Annotated in this window: 12 protein-coding genes; 6 read left to right on the forward strand and 6 right to left on the reverse strand. The window is 61.7% G+C overall.

Features of this window, described 5'->3' with window-relative positions:
* Window positions 1-296: 296 nt before the first annotated feature.
* The 5 genes from ACP7CJ_RS02045 to ACP7CJ_RS02065 form a co-directional block, all read right to left on the reverse strand.
* Window positions 297-2,738, reverse strand: a complete 2,442-nt coding sequence (locus ACP7CJ_RS02045; protein ID WP_276196871.1) for a penicillin acylase family protein — start codon at window positions 2,736-2,738, stop codon at window positions 297-299.
* A gap of 101 nt (window positions 2,739-2,839) precedes the next feature.
* A complete protein-coding gene (locus ACP7CJ_RS02050; RefSeq protein WP_034137262.1) occupies window positions 2,840-3,046 on the reverse strand; it encodes an SEC-C metal-binding domain-containing protein in 207 nt (68 codons plus the stop codon).
* Window positions 3,043-3,525, reverse strand: coding sequence for an LEA type 2 family protein (locus ACP7CJ_RS02055; protein ID WP_426099562.1), 483 nt, complete (start codon window positions 3,523-3,525; stop codon window positions 3,043-3,045). The genes ACP7CJ_RS02050 and ACP7CJ_RS02055 overlap by 4 nt, the downstream gene beginning before the upstream one ends.
* Before the next feature lie 21 nt (window positions 3,526-3,546).
* Window positions 3,547-4,017, reverse strand: a complete 471-nt coding sequence (locus tag ACP7CJ_RS02060; protein WP_276196873.1) for a YchJ family protein — start codon at window positions 4,015-4,017, stop codon at window positions 3,547-3,549.
* Window positions 4,018-4,021: 4 nt separating this feature from the next.
* Window positions 4,022-4,519 carry a DUF6231 family protein gene (locus ACP7CJ_RS02065; RefSeq protein WP_426099561.1) on the reverse strand — a complete coding sequence of 166 codons (498 nt, stop codon included), beginning with the start codon at window positions 4,517-4,519 and terminating at the stop codon, window positions 4,022-4,024.
* Window positions 4,520-4,709: 190 nt separating this feature from the next.
* Here ACP7CJ_RS02065 and ACP7CJ_RS02070 point away from each other — a divergent pair, with 190 nt between their 5' ends.
* Together ACP7CJ_RS02070 and ACP7CJ_RS02075 are read left to right on the forward strand one after the other, a co-directional pair.
* Window positions 4,710-5,405 (forward strand): OmpA family protein, encoded by a 696-nt coding sequence (locus ACP7CJ_RS02070; RefSeq protein ID WP_276196875.1) that lies wholly within the window; start codon window positions 4,710-4,712, stop codon window positions 5,403-5,405.
* Between the two features lie 171 nt (window positions 5,406-5,576).
* Complete coding sequence (locus ACP7CJ_RS02075; protein WP_276196876.1) at window positions 5,577-6,335, forward strand: collagen-like protein; 759 nt, start codon at window positions 5,577-5,579, stop codon at window positions 6,333-6,335.
* 102 nt (window positions 6,336-6,437) lie between these two features.
* On the opposite strand, the gene ACP7CJ_RS02080 is transcribed toward ACP7CJ_RS02075, so the two are convergent.
* Window positions 6,438-6,902: a CopD family protein gene (locus tag ACP7CJ_RS02080; protein ID WP_276196877.1), complete on the reverse strand. Its 465-nt coding sequence runs from the start codon at window positions 6,900-6,902 to the stop codon at window positions 6,438-6,440.
* Between the two features lie 98 nt (window positions 6,903-7,000).
* Here ACP7CJ_RS02080 and dinG point away from each other — a divergent pair, with 98 nt between their 5' ends.
* From dinG to ACP7CJ_RS02100, 4 genes are all read left to right on the forward strand, one after another.
* Entirely contained in the window at window positions 7,001-9,145 is a 2,145-nt protein-coding gene (gene dinG / locus ACP7CJ_RS02085; protein WP_247403958.1) for an ATP-dependent DNA helicase DinG, read from the forward strand.
* A 97-nt stretch (window positions 9,146-9,242) separates the two neighbouring features.
* Window positions 9,243-11,540: a beta-galactosidase gene (locus ACP7CJ_RS02090; RefSeq protein ID WP_426099560.1), complete on the forward strand. Its 2,298-nt coding sequence runs from the start codon at window positions 9,243-9,245 to the stop codon at window positions 11,538-11,540.
* Window positions 11,541-11,622: 82 nt separating this feature from the next.
* Window positions 11,623-12,768 (forward strand): serine hydrolase domain-containing protein, encoded by a 1,146-nt coding sequence (locus tag ACP7CJ_RS02095; protein ID WP_276196879.1) that lies wholly within the window; start codon window positions 11,623-11,625, stop codon window positions 12,766-12,768.
* Window positions 12,769-12,910: 142 nt separating this feature from the next.
* Window positions 12,911-14,131 carry an OmpA family protein gene (locus ACP7CJ_RS02100; protein WP_426099559.1) on the forward strand — a complete coding sequence of 407 codons (1,221 nt, stop codon included), beginning with the start codon at window positions 12,911-12,913 and terminating at the stop codon, window positions 14,129-14,131.
* Window positions 14,132-14,133: the final 2 nt, after the last annotated feature.

A 14,133-nucleotide genomic window follows, 5' to 3' on the forward strand; every position in this document is an offset into this window, starting at 1 on the left:
GCTTGTGGCGCGTTTAGGACTGTTACTGAACGGTGTCAGACGGATCACAAGTAGCAATTTCTGCACCATAGTTCCGAATGTCGCTCCGAATGATCGTTTTAAAAGGTGGGAAGAGGGAGCTATTAGTATAGGAGATGCCCGAAAGTGGGCATTGAAAATCGGCTGCACCATTTTGGATCGAGCGCAGATTAAAAAATGTGGGAGCAGGCTTGCCTGCGATGAAGCCGTGTCAGTCACTCTTTCAGTGACTGATCCACCGCTATCGCAGGCAAGCCAGCTCCCACCTGTTGGTACGGTTACTTGCCGGGAGTGAGGGTCAACCTGGCTTTCCCATACACCTTGTCAAAGTTCTGCGGCTGCATCGGGAAGCTCAGGTATTGCGCCTTGAGCGACGGATCGATGCCATTGGCATAGTTCGGGCTGGCCGGGTTGCCGGACTGGCCGATGCCGCCCTGGCCCATCATCGGTTCCGCCTGGCCGAAGTCGACAATCATGCGCAGTGCCGGCACTTGGGTGGTGTCGAAACTTTGCCCCCAATTGTACGGGGCCGGGTTCAGGGTGTTGTGGTCGCCGCCGCTAGCCAGCGGGCCGCGAATCACCTGGCCATTACTGTTCTTCCAGGTGGTGCTGTGCAGTTTGCCCCACTGCCAGGCCTTGTGATCGGCACCCAACTGGCTGTCGCCGGCAGTGATCGCGGCGGCCAGGCTGCGGGCGAGGATTGCCGGTTTGTCTTCTTTCTGCGGGGTGCGTACATCGTCCCAGAATGGGCTGTCTTCACGGCCCAGCAGGTGGTCGGCCTGAGCGGCGTATGACAGGTTGGCGTTGCTGATAAAGGCTTTCCAAGTGGCGCTGTTTTCCGGGCCGAGTTCGTCGAGGAAGATCTGTTTGCTGCTTTCCTGCAGGAACAGCTCATAAATCGCCGCGTCGGCTGACGTCGGCGCCAGGCGGCCGTCAAACGCCATCAGGCGATTCAGCGCTTCACGGGCCTTGGTCTGTTCGGCTGCGGGCAGCGCAGCGATCGCCTGTTTCAGCGGCTGCGCCATGCCAGGCGCCTGGAACATGTTCTTGAGCTTGGCGGCGAACGTGGTGGTCTGGTCGTATTGCATGGCGATCATGCTGCGGCTGTCATGCTTGCCGGCATTGGCCAACTGCGCCAGGCGCTCGCTGCGCTCCGGAGCATCCCACGAGTTGGACAGTTGCATGCCATAGCCGCGCGGCGCGGTACGTTGGTTGGCGGTGCCGATCCAGCCTTGGGCCGGGTCCTGGTCATAGGGGTGCAGCATCGCGTCGGCGTAACCGTCCCAGTCAAAGCGCGCATCCCAGCCCGGTGAAGGCAGCAGGCCTTCGCCTTCGCGGCGGTTGGGGAAGCGCCCGGTAACCTGCCAGCCGATGTTGCTGGCGTCGGCGAACACCATGTTCAAGGCGATGGCGCGGATTTCCCGGGTCGCGTCCGAGGCTTTGCCGGCGTTTTGCGCACGGGACAGGTCGAAGAACGCATCCAGGCTCTTGTCGTCCTTGAAGTCCGCCGTTTGCAGGGCCAGACCCAGTCCCGTTGTTAGCGCCTGGCTACTGTTGAGCAGGGCGCCGTGGCGGGTTTCGTACACCACTTCGCGAATCGAGCGTTGGCCTTTGATGAAAAAGGTCTCGTTACGCACACCGGCCGGCAGCCATTTGCCGTTGCTCTCGTAGTACAACGCACTGCCCTGGCGTTTGACCTTTTCCAAGAACAGGTCCTGCGTGTCGCCCTTGACCGTGCTCATGCTCCACGCCACTTTGCCGTTGAAGCCGGACAGCAGGGTTGGCAGGCCGGCAATCGAGGCGCCGACGGCCTGGTATTTCGGGGCGCGGATCTGTACGTAATTCCATGGCGACGGTGCTTGCGGCTGGGCGGCGAGGTCGTTGGCCAGCAGGCTTTTGCCGCTGCGGCTGCGTTGCGGGCCAATCGCCCAGTTGCTCGAGGTGGTGACCGCCAGTGAGTTGAGGCTGCTCAGTTGCTGGCTGACCGTCTCCAGCCCGGCCAGGCCCGTGATCTGGCCCAGGTTCACACCCTTGAGTTTGTCGGCTTCGGCCAGGGGGATCGGTTCATCCGGCGCACTTGGGGTGAGCCAGGCGAGTTTGTCGACGCCGACCTTTTGCCCCAGTACCAGGGACGACAATTCTTCCTGCAGGTTGGCCGACTCGCTGAAATTCAGCAGGCAGAACAACAGCGCCGAATCTTCCGGCTTCCAGTACTCGGGTTTGTAGCCGGTCTGGGCGAGGTCCGGCGGCAGCTTGTCGCGGTAGCGGAACAAGTAGGCGTTGACGCCACGGGCATACACTTCAAAGAAGCGCTTGAGACGTGGCGACGAGGCGTTGTACAGCTCGCCGGCGCTTTTCTTGAGATTGACCGCGCGCATGAATCGGTCGACATCCAGCACCTCGGGGCCGGACATTTCCGCCAGGCGGCCTTGGGCCAGCAAACGCAACGTGACCATCTGCGTAATGCGGTCGCTGGCATGCACATAGCCGAGGCTGAACAGTGCGTCGTGGAAGGTGTTGCTTTCAATCAGCGGCATGCCCTGGGCATTGCGGCGTATCGAAACATTCTGCGCGAGGCCCTTGATCGGCTGTACGCCGGTAACGGGTGGCAGGGTGTCCTGGGTGCTCTGGAGTTGGCAACCAGCCAGGCTTAATGCGCTGGCCACTGCCGCGGCAACGCCGAACCGGGGAAGAAAATGTGAGAGGGCTGGCGAGGCCATGGCAAAGCTCCTGCGGGGGTAGCGTCAGTAAAGGCGCTACGTTAGTGAGCGCGGTGAAACGACGCAAGCAGGAGCTAAGGCTTATTTTCAGGAGCGTGGTATCAAGCGCCGTGGCACTTCTTGAATTTCTTCTCGCTGCCGCATGGGCATGGATCGTTACGGCCAACGTCCTTCAGGGCATTGCGCACCGGCTCCTGGTGAGCATGGCCGCAGTTCGGGCCGTGGACATGGCCGTGGTCGTGATCATGGTGATCGTGATCGTGATCGTGGTTGCAGTCAGGACCATGGACATGGGGTTGCTGAGTCATCGATGTCGCTCCGGAATAAAATCGCCGGGGATTATCTCGCCATTGTGGTCCACGCGCACGTCATTACCGATGAATAATCCGGTTTTCAGCTCGCCTTCCAGCCGATACGGCACGGGCCGCTCGGGTTTTTTCAGCATCTGCACCACATCACGGATTTGCGGCCAGAGGTTGGTGCGCACCGAGATCTTGAAAAAGGCATGGCCACGCGGCGGCACGGTGAGCCATTCGTTGGATTCGCCTTCGGTCAGCAGCAGGTTGCCCAGGGTGACCTTGTAGATCAGGCCCCGCACCGTCAGATCGGCGTCGTCGCGGTTGTCCACGCGAAAATACAGCTTGAACTTCTGCTCCAGTAACTTGGCCCGTATCACTTCGACTTTCACCAGCGAGACGTGGGGCGGGGGCGTGTCGTCCTCGAACCACGAGGCGCAGCCGCTCAAGCCAAGGGTCAACGCCAGCAACAAGCTGTAAATCCGGAGCATGGCGTGATCCCTGTCAGGTGATTAGAGGTAGCTGGAGCAGCACTTCTTGAACTTCTGCCCGCTCCCGCAGAGGCACGCGTCATTGCGTCCGGCCTTCATCTGCACTGTCGGGTCGATGAAGTACCAGCGCGCCTCATTCTGTACGAAAGAAGACTGTTCGCGGTGGCTATGTTCGCCGGTGCTGTCATGCCAGCGTGCAGTAAAGGTCACGAACGCATGTTCCGGCTGGCCGCCGAACACCTCGGAGCTTTCCACCTCCAGGCCGAGCCAGGTGCTCTGGGCACTCCAGGCGGCAATGGCGTCACGGTCCAAGGCGGCCTGTTGCGCGGGCAGGGTGGTGGCCACCAGGTAGTCCACCAGGCCCAGCACGTAGGCGCTGTAGCGCGAACGCATCAGTGCGCTGGCACACGGCGCCGGGTGGCCGGCGTGATAATGGCCGCAGCAGGCATCCAGCAGGTTGCCGCTGCCGCAGGGGCAAATGGCTGTAGTCATTGGGTTACCACCAATACTTTCCGAAGTTTTCCGGGTTGGCCCAGAAGCGGGCGTTGAGCCAGTCCGGCACCTGTTTATAGTCAAGCAGATCATAGGTAAACAGCGTCAGCACCTGCTCATCGCGCTCGAAGCGCTCACCGGCCTGCAGGGCCAGGGAGAAGAAGTCAGTGTCCTTCCAGTCGCAGGCTCCCAGGTCCACCAGCACCGCAATACGGCTGGCATTGAGGTTGCGAATGCCACCCAACAGGGTCAGGCCTTGTGATTTTGACAGGTGCTCCAGGCAATCGACCACCAGCGCCAGGTCAAAACGCTGCGCCGCCAGTTCCGCCGGCAACGCGCCAGGCGCCGCGACGGACACCTGGGTCTCAGGGTGCGCCTTTTGAAAGGCTTGCAGTGCCGGGAACTGGCTGGCACCCAACAGCAACAGGCGTTTGGGCTGCTGCAAATCGAGCAAGGCAGCCAGGGCTTGCTGGGGTGTACGAGAAGAAATACCAGCGGTCATCAGAGATCCTCACATCATGACCCTAGAGACTAGCGCGGCTGAGCGTGCGGGCCTAGAGCGGGTGGCTGAGAAAAGTCCCTCAAGTGCGGCCGGCCTCAATGAATACGGGGGTGTGGCGTACTGGCGCAGTTGAAAGGAGCGGTCTTTACTCCACCCATCGGCCCCCGCCGATCCCCCCAGGAGAAATCAGATGAGCATCATGCGGACAGCTCTACCCTTGGTTCTGCTAACCGGAGTATTGACAGGTTGCGCAGGTTTGCAAAAAACCGATTGGCCCACCTGCGCCGCCGTTGGCGGTGTGACCGGTGCGGCGATCGGTGCGACGGAAAGCTCAGCCTACGCCGGCTACGGCGCGTTGTTGGTCGGCGGCATGGCCGGTGCCTATTGCTGGGTACACGGCGATGGTGACGAAGACGGCGATGGCGTGCCGGACAGCCGTGACAAGTGCCCCGGCACGCCGAAAGGCGTGCAGGTCGATGCCAATGGTTGCCCACCTGCGCCACTCGCCGTTGTGGTTGAAGAGGTGGTTGTGGTCAAGGAAGAAACCATCGTGATTCGCGATGTACACTTCCAGTTCGACTCGGCCAAGCTGACGGCGGCGGACAAAACCAAACTCGACACCATTGCCACCCGCCTGAAACGGGAGGCCCCGAGCGCCCAGTTGCGGGTCAGCGGGCATACCGACAGCGTCGGCAAGGACGTCTACAACCAGAAACTCTCGGAAAAACGCGCCCACTCGGTGACGGAATACCTGATCGGCTCCGGCGTGCCTCGCAGTAACTTTGTATCGGTGACCGGCGCGGGCGAAAGCCATCCGGTGGCTGACAACAAAACCGCTGAAGGACGTGCCCTGAACCGCCGCGTAGAAATCCAGATCAACCGCTGACAGCCCTTGCCCCTGTGGGATTCCACAGGGGCATCGTTGGCGATCCTCGCTGAAACCGACGCCTTCTCAAGTTTTTTGATCCTTCACTGGCAAATCGCCTGTAGAAGTCGTTACTGTGCGCCCAAAGAAAAATTTGAAATAACAAATTCCCCATCACTCAGGAGCCCCATGATGCGTAAGGTTTTTCTGTTGGCCCTGTTGGTCAGCCCCGTTGCCCTGGCCCAGAACGTCAGTGTTGAAACCAATTCGTTGATGCGCTTGCCCAGCAGTACCAGCGTACTGCAGTTGGAACGCCTGGACGTGGCGGACTACGGCACTTTGCTCATCCCGGCCACGATCAGCCAGGTCTCGGTGGAGGTGTTGCACCTGGGCCGCGAAGCACGCATCGCCATCGCTCCCGGTAACACCGTGCTGCAATTGCAGGTGCGTCAGGCGCAACTGGAGCACGGCAGCCAGATCACCTCGCGTGGTGCTCCGGGTACTCATGAAAAACCAGCCAAGGCCGGGCGTGACCTGACCTTGCGCATCAATGCCCTGACGGCGCAAGAGCTGTCGGTGGATGCCCGTGGTGGTACCGGCGCCCAAGGTTATGCCGGGCTGGATGGCGCCAACGGCGAAGACCCGGGTTGCACTTGGGGTTCCGCCGGGCGCGGTGCCAACGGCGATAACGGTGGCGACGGGTTGGCTGGCGCGGCGGGCGCGCAGGTGCGGGTCGAGCTGCCGCAGGACTTTCCGAGCGACAAGATCAAGGTCTGGGTCGATGGCGGCGCGGGCGGCTTGGCAGGGACGGCGGGCAAGCCCGGAAGGGGTGGGCAATCCAAGGGTTGCCTGGTGTACCGCGCCGATGGTGGTGACAAAGGCCGGCCTGGGCTGGAAGGGCAACCGGGGCCGGCTGGTCCTGCTGGCTCTGTAACCGTCCAGCGACTTTGAGTAGTTCGTTCTGACGCCATCGGGAGCAAGCTCCCTCCCACATTTTGAATGCATTTCAAGTGTGGGAGAGGGCTTGCTCCGGATGGCGGTTTAAGGCGCGTCTCAGAACATCGGCCGAGCCGAAGCAATCGCGACCACCACCAACCCCACGATCAGGTTAATGCCCACCAACTTGCGAATCTGCCCCAGTGCAGCCGCACCCGCCGGCCAATCCTCAGCCGCCACCGCTGTGCGCAATTCAGGGAGCTTCAACGCCTGGATGCGGATAAACAGCGCGGTCATCACCACATACAACCCCATCATCACCTGCACGTAACGCGGTGCGGTTTCAAACCCGCTGAAGCGCAGTTGCAACAGGCCGACACCGCTGATCGGCAAAACCAGCACCGCCACCCAGACCCACACGAAAAAACGTTGAAACACATTTACCCACAGCTTGAGCCGGGCAGGGCCCTCAAGCGCCGCCACAGCGGCGGGGCGCAGGATCATCCAGGCGAAAAACATGCCGCCGACCCAGATCAGGGCGGCCAATACATGCAGGGTGTAAACGAGGCTGAACACGGTCATTGCGGTACTCCGTTCTGCGCGGGATTAATTAGCGAGGTATGATAGCTGCCGATCCGAACCACTGAAAATTTATCCAGCGTTTTTGCGCCCGACTATCCATGATCAGCACTGAACTCAAAACCACGATCCAGGGCGCCTATTCGCGTTTTCTCGAAGCCAAGAGCTTGAAACCGCGCTACGGCCAACGCCTGATGATCGCCGAAGTGGCGAAGGTCCTCGGGGATATCGACACCGACGACGAAGGCCGGCGCAGCGGCGACCCTGCGATCGTGGCCGTCGAGGCCGGCACCGGCACCGGCAAGACCGTGGCCTACAGCATTGCGGCGATTCCCACCGCCAAGGCCGCCGGCAAGCGCTTGGTGATTGCTACCGCCACCGTCGCCCTGCAGGAGCAGATCGTCTACAAAGACCTGCCCGACCTGATGCGCAACAGCGGCCTGAACTTCACCTTCGCCCTGGCCAAGGGCCGCGGCCGCTATATGTGCCTGTCCAAGCTCGACGTGCTGCTGCAGGAAGGCCACGCGCAAACCGCCACGGCGTCGCTGTTTGAAGAAGAAGGCTTCAAGATCGAAGTCGATGAAGTCAGCCAAAAACTGTTTACCAGCATGATCGAGAAACTGGCCGGCAATAAATGGGACGGCGACCGCGACAGCTGGCCCACCGCCCTGGAAGACGCCGATTGGGCGCGCCTGACCACCGACCACAGCCAATGCACCAACCGTCATTGCCCCAATTTCGGCCAGTGCGCCTTCTATAAGGCGCGCGAAGGCATGGGTAAGGTCGACGTGATCGTCACCAACCACGACATGGTCCTGGCCGACCTGGCACTGGGCGGCGGCGCCGTGCTGCCGGACCCGCGCGACACCCTTTACGTATTCGACGAAGGCCACCACCTGCCCGACAAGGCCATCGGCCACTTCGCCCACTACACGCGCTTGCGCTCCACCGCCGACTGGTTGGAGACCACCGCCAAGAACCTCACCAAACTGCTGGCCCAGCATCCGCTGCCCGGCGACCTGGGCAAGCTGATCGAGCAGGTACCGGAGCTGGCGCGGGAGATCAAGACCCAGCAGCAGTTCATGTTCAGCGCCTGCGAGCAGGTCGCCGACTTCAAGCCCGGCGAAGACGTCGAAGGCCGCGAGCGCCCGCGCCATCGCTTTGTCGGTGGACTGATTCCCGAGCACATGCGCGAAATGGGCGTCGAGCTGAAGAAGGGCTTTTCGCGCCTAACCGATCTGTTCACTCGCTTGACCGACCTGCTCAAGGAAGGCATGGACGGCGAGGTCAATATCGGCATCGCCAGTAACCAGGCCGAGGAGTGGTACCCACTGTTCGGCAGCCTGTTGTCCCGTGCCCAGGGCAACTGGGAGTTGTGGACCGCCTTCACCGTCGAAGACCCGGAAGACAACCCGCCCATGGCGCGTTGGCTGACCCTGTCGGAAAGCGGTGCGCTGTTTGACATCGAGGTCAACGCCAGCCCGATCCTCGCGGCGGAAATGTTGCGGCGCAACTTGTGGAACGTGGCCTATGGCTGCCTGGTTACCTCGGCCACACTGACCGCCCTGGGCACCTTCGACCGCTTCCGCATGCGTGCGGGTCTGCCGAAAAAAGCCGTCACCGCCGTGGTGCCGAGCCCGTTCCATCACGCCGATGCCGGCGTGCTGCGCGTCCCCGACCTCAAGGCCGACCCCCGGGATGCGCCGGCCCACACGGCGGCGATCATCCGTGACTTGCCGGAGCTGGTGGAAGGTTCGCGCGGCACACTGGTGCTGTTCTCGTCGCGCAAACAGATGCAGGACGTGTTCGACGGCCTTGACCGCGACTGGCGCAAGCAGGTGTTTATCCAAGGCAACCTGTCCAAGCAGGAAACCCTGAACAAGCACAAGGCGCGGGTCGATGGCGGGGATTCCAGCGTGCTGTTCGGCCTGGCGAGCTTTGCCGAAGGCGTGGACTTACCCGGTGCCTACTGCGAACACGTGGTGATCGCCAAGATCCCGTTCTCGGTGCCGGATGATCCTGTCGAGGCCGCCCTGGCCGAGTGGATCGAAGCGCGCGGTGGCAACCCGTTCATGGAAATCTCGGTGCCGGATGCGTCCCTGAAGCTGGTGCAGGCCTGCGGGCGCTTGCTGCGTACCGAAGAAGACCGGGGCACCATCACCTTGCTCGATCGCCGCCTGGTCACCCAGCGCTATGGCAAGGCTATCTTGAATGCCTTGCCGCCGTTCCGGCGCGAAATTTCTTAAGCCTCAGTGGGCGAATTCGCCCACTTCGTGGTCTATCTCACTGCCTCGCTCTATGTCATCAGGCCATTTATCGGCCGTTTGGGAGAACCTTGCTCGTATGATTCGCACGCTGCCCGCCCTTTTTGCCCTGCTGTTCGCCGCGCCCCTGCTGGCCGCACCCGCCGGGCAACAAACGCTGTTCAACTTCGTCCGGCCTGCCGATGTGGTCAAGGTGGCGACCCAGGACGCCAGCCTGCCGCAATACAACGCCGAACAAACCCCTGAAGGCGAAGTGCTGCGCCGCATCACCTTCAACCCGGCCGCCGAACCGAGCCTGGTGCTCAGCCCGCAGACCGGCGCCTGGGACTGGTCGCAATCCAGCGCCATGAGCCTGCGTATCCAGAGCGCCATGGACTGGGCGCTGACCCTGTACGTCAAGGTGCAGAGCAATGACGGCAAGACCCTGGTCAGCCGCATCGACCTGCCAGCCGGTCCGGCCCAGACCCTGTTGATCCCCCTGCAAGCCAACTCGCCGTTGAGCCAGGGCATGAAGGCCGGCCCGCCGATGCCGATCAGCGTCGACGGCCAGCGCGTGTTGCTGGCCAGCAGCGCCGGGGAAATCGACCGCAGCCAGGTGGTGTCGGTGACCCTGTCGATGATCAAGCCGAATGTCGCCCAAAGCATTCTGCTGGAGCGCTTTGGCGTGCAGGACAGCGAGCCGGTGCTCATGGCAGCCTACGGCGAACTGGTGGACGCCTATGGCCAGTCCACCCGCGCGCGCTGGCCGGAAAAGGTCAGCAGCGACGAGCAACTCAAGGCCGCCGCTGCCAAGGAGCAGCAACAACTCAAGGCTTGGCTGGCCGAGCGGGATAAATCCTCCCTGGACCAGTACGGCGGTTGGAGCAAGGGCCCTGCGTTCGACGCCAGTGGCTTTTTCCGCACCGAAAAGCGCGACGGTCGCTGGTATTTGGTGACGCCGGAGGGGCATCCGTTCTATTCCCTGGGCGTCAACACCGTGGCGTCGGATAACAACCAGACTTATGTGGCGGGCCGTGAATGGATGTTCGCGGCGCTGCCCAAGGCCGGTGAACCCCTCGACAAATACTACGGCAGCGCTGACAACCGCACTGGCAACGGCGCGGGCGAAGGGCGCAGCTTTGGCGCGGGGCGTTGGTACGATTTCTACCGCGCCAACCTGCAGCGCACTTATGACACTGAAGGTTTCGACCAGAAGCGCTGGGTCAGCCACACCCTCGACCGCTTGCAGGCCTGGGGTTTCAACACCGTCGGCAACTGGAGCGCTGCGCAACTGGCCAGCGCGGACCGCGTGCCGTACACCTTGCCGCTGTCGATCGTCGGCGATTACGCCAGCATCAGTACCGGCACCGACTGGTGGGGCGGCATGCCCGACCCGTTCGACCCGCGTTTCGCCATGGCCACCGAGCGCGCCGTGGCCATCGCTGCCCGTGATCACCGTGACGATCCGTGGTTGATCGGCTTCTTTGCCGACAACGAACTGGCATGGGCCGGTCCCGGTGAGGATGCAAAATCCCGCTTCGCCTTGGCCTACGGCACCCTGCGCATGACCACCGACGTACCCGCCAAGCGTGCGTTCCTCAAGCAATTGCGCGACAAATACCGCAACGAAGAAGGCCTGTCGAAAGCCTGGGGCATCCACCTGGCGGGCTGGGAGTTGATGGAAGATCCGGGCTTCGAGCCACCGATGCCCAACCCCGAGCATCCGGAAATCGAAGCCGACTTCAAATACTTCCAGAAGACCTTCGCCGATACCTACTTCAAGACCATCTCCGATGCGCTCAAATGGCACGCGCCCAACCAGTTGCTGCTGGGCGGGCGTTACGCAGTGAGTACTCCGGAAGCGGTGGCGTCCTGTGCGCAGTATTGCGACGTGTTGAGCTTCAACATGTACACCCTCAAACCTCAGGACGGCTATGACTTCGCCGCCTTGCGCGCACTGGACAAGCCGGTGTTGATCACCGAGTTCAACTTCGGCTCGGCTGACCGCGGCCCGTTTTGGGGCGGTGTAACGCAATTGGCCAGGGAAGAGGATCGCGGCGCCGCGTATGCCAACTTCCTCAAGCAGGCTATGGCCGAGCCGTCGATTGTCGGTGTGCACTGGTTCCAGTATCTGGACCAGCCGGTGACCGGTCGCTTGCTGGACGGCGAAAACGGCCATTTCGGTCTGGTCGGTATGACCGATGTGCCGTTCCAGGGTTTTGTCGACAGTGTGCGTAGAAGCAACCTGGCGGCGGTCGACCAACTGGGCAAGGAGGCCGAAAAGGCCAAGGCGGCCCGTGCGGTTCGCGAGCATGGAGGCAGCACGCCGGGGCGTGACGGCAAAGATGCGGGGCCGGGCGCCGGACATGCCGGTGGGCATTCCGGAAATGGTCATTGATTCAGCGTTGACGGGTTCACAAATCCTACAAGGGCTGGAACAATGTCGGCCACTTTTTACAGCGTTTTCCGAGGGGGCTTAGGTGCAGGTTCAGGGTCATTACGAGCTCCAGTTTGAAGCGGTACGTGAAGCGTTCGCCGCGTTGTTCGATGACCCGCAAGAGCGTGGTGCGGCGCTGTGCATCCAGATCGGCGGGGAAACCGTGGTCGACCTGTGGGCCGGCACCGCCGACAAGGATGGGGCACAAGCGTGGCACAGCGACACCATTGTCAACCTGTTCTCCTGCACCAAAACCTTCACCGCCGTCGCCGCCCTGCAATTGGTGGCCGAAGGCAAGCTGCAACTGGATGCGCCAGTGGCCAACTACTGGCCGGCGTTTGCTGCGGCCGGTAAAGAAGCCATCACCTTGCGCCAGTTGCTCTGCCACCAGGCCGGGTTGCCGGCGATCCGCGAAATGCTGCCCGCCGAAGCGCTGTACGACTGGCCATTGATGGTCGACACCTTGGCGGCCGAAGCCCCGTGGTGGACGCCGGGCCAGGGCCACGGCTACGAGGCGATCACCTATGGCTGGCTGGTCGGGGAATTGCTGCGCCGTGCCGACGGGCGCGGGCCGGGCGAGTCCATCGTGGCGCGGGTTGCACGCCCGTTGGGGCTGGACTTTCATGTGGGCCTGGCGGATGAAGAGTTTTATCGCGTTGCCCATATAGCACGCAGCAAAGGCAACATGGGCGATGAAGCCGCGCAACGCTTATTGCAAGTAATGATGCGAGAACCTGCGGCCATGACGACACGGGCATTTGCCAATCCGCCGTCTATTCTGACCAGCACTAATAAACCGGAGTGGCGGCGTATGCAGCAGCCAGCGGCAAATGGTCACGGTAATGCGCGCAGCCTGGCGGGTTTTTATAGTGGTTTATTGGACGGTAGTTTGCTGGAAAGCGACATGCTCGAACAGTTGACCCGTGAACACAGTATCGGGCCCGATAAAACCTTATTGACCCAAACCCGTTTCGGCCTGGGCTGCATGTTGGATCAACCGCAACTGCCGAATGCGACCTTCGGCCTTGGCCCGCGTGCATTTGGACATCCTGGTGCGGGTGGTTCGGTGGGGTTTGCCGACCCTGAACATGATGTAGCGTTCGGTTTTGCGACTAATACATTGGGGCCCTATGTACTTATGGACCCGCGGGCGCAGAAGTTGGTCAGAATATTGGCCGGTTGTCTGTAAACCCCTTGCTGTTTCACGTTTTTTTGTTACAAAGGCAAGTATAAGAAGGCGCGAAGCGAAATATTGTAACTTTAATGTTCTGGACGCGTCTGTTTAACGGGTCATTCAGACCCCCGGTTTTTTCTCATTTTGTGGATATCTCATGTTATCGAACAAGTCCTTGGCACTGGCGCTGTGCCTCACTATTACTGGCTGCGCACAAACACCACAAAATGATGCCGAGGGCGGGCATTGGTGGTCATTTGGATCTGACAAGGCTGCTACCAAGGACGCAGTGACCCAAACCGACGCCAAACCGGACGCCAAACCGGACGCCAAACCGGACGCCAAACCCGCCGCCGGGGCCAAGCCTGCCGCGCCGGTAACTGCCGCCGCTAGCGCCAAGCCTGCCGCACCGGTAGCCGCCGCTCCTGCTCCAGCCCCGGTGGTCAAAGCGGATACCGGCTCTAGCTGGTGGCCGTTCTCCTCCAAGAGCACCGACGAAAAGGCCGCCGATGCCAAGGCTGACCTGAAGGCCGACCTTAAGGCTGCAACCCCGGCGCCAGCCGCTGCTCCTGCTGCCCCCGTCATCGCCAAGACCGACTCCGAGACTCACTGGTGGTGGCCGTTCGAAAGCACGTCCAAGCCTAAGCCATTGGCCAAGGTCGACGTGACCAACGTGCCGATGCCCGACCCGAAAATCACCCAAGCCTGGCTGGACGACTATGAGCCGCGCCTGCGCGCCGCCATCAAGGACAGCAACCTGCAACTGGAACGTCGCGACAACGTACTGGTGGTGATTGCCCCGGTAGACGGTTCCTACAACCCGAAACGCCCGACGATGTTGCTGCCGGTTACCTTGGGGCCGTTCACTCGCGTCGCCAAGGCTGTTGAGGCTGACCCGAAGACCGCCGTGCTGGTCCTAGGTCACGTTGACTCCACCGGCAGCGCTCCGGCGAGCCAGGCGTTGACCAAAGAGCGCGCGGTGTCCATCGCATCGATTTTCAGTCTCAGCGGCCTCAAGCAAGACCGTCTGATGTTGCGCGGTATGGGCGACATGATGCCACGTGCCGCCAACGACAGTACCCAGGGCCGTGCGCTGAACCGTCGCATGGAAATTATGTTTACTCAGCGTACAACTATGTTGGCCTTGCTGAGCAAGTACAGCTCGGGCAAGACGCCGCCTGTGGCTGAAATGGTTGCCGTGCAGGACGTTCCCGCTCCGGCCGCAGTCGCAAAGGCCCCAGCGAAAAAGGCGGTTGCGAAGAAATCCGCAGCTAAGCCAGCCGCGAAAAAGGCCCCGGCCAAGCCAGCTGCCAAGAAGCCAGCACCGGCCAAAGCCAAGGCCGCTGCACCAGCTGCGAACGACCAGGCAAAAAACTGATC

This window comes from Pseudomonas sp. PSPC3-2 (genome assembly GCF_049897085.1).
Classification (GTDB): domain Bacteria; phylum Pseudomonadota; class Gammaproteobacteria; order Pseudomonadales; family Pseudomonadaceae; genus Aquipseudomonas; species Aquipseudomonas paraveronii.

What these genes read in the sequence shown, in the direction of transcription:
- ACP7CJ_RS02045 (WP_276196871.1), bottom strand. Translation starts at nt 2,738, where the DNA reads ATGGCCTCGCCAGCCCTCTCACATTTTCTTCCCCGGTTCGGCGTTGCC.
- ACP7CJ_RS02060 (WP_276196873.1), bottom strand. Translation starts at nt 4,017, where the DNA reads ATGACTACAGCCATTTGCCCCTGCGGCAGCGGCAACCTGCTGGATGCC.
- dinG (WP_247403958.1), top strand. Translation starts at nt 7,001, where the DNA reads ATGATCAGCACTGAACTCAAAACCACGATCCAGGGCGCCTATTCGCGT.
- ACP7CJ_RS02055 (WP_426099562.1), bottom strand. Translation starts at nt 3,525, where the DNA reads ATGCTCCGGATTTACAGCTTGTTGCTGGCGTTGACCCTTGGCTTGAGC.
- ACP7CJ_RS02090 (WP_426099560.1), top strand. Translation starts at nt 9,243, where the DNA reads ATGATTCGCACGCTGCCCGCCCTTTTTGCCCTGCTGTTCGCCGCGCCC.
- ACP7CJ_RS02065 (WP_426099561.1), bottom strand. Translation starts at nt 4,519, where the DNA reads ATGACCGCTGGTATTTCTTCTCGTACACCCCAGCAAGCCCTGGCTGCC.
- ACP7CJ_RS02070 (WP_276196875.1), top strand. Translation starts at nt 4,710, where the DNA reads ATGAGCATCATGCGGACAGCTCTACCCTTGGTTCTGCTAACCGGAGTA.
- ACP7CJ_RS02080 (WP_276196877.1), bottom strand. Translation starts at nt 6,902, where the DNA reads ATGACCGTGTTCAGCCTCGTTTACACCCTGCATGTATTGGCCGCCCTG.
- ACP7CJ_RS02075 (WP_276196876.1), top strand. Translation starts at nt 5,577, where the DNA reads ATGCGTAAGGTTTTTCTGTTGGCCCTGTTGGTCAGCCCCGTTGCCCTG.
- ACP7CJ_RS02100 (WP_426099559.1), top strand. Translation starts at nt 12,911, where the DNA reads ATGTTATCGAACAAGTCCTTGGCACTGGCGCTGTGCCTCACTATTACT.
- ACP7CJ_RS02050 (WP_034137262.1), bottom strand. Translation starts at nt 3,046, where the DNA reads ATGACTCAGCAACCCCATGTCCATGGTCCTGACTGCAACCACGATCAC.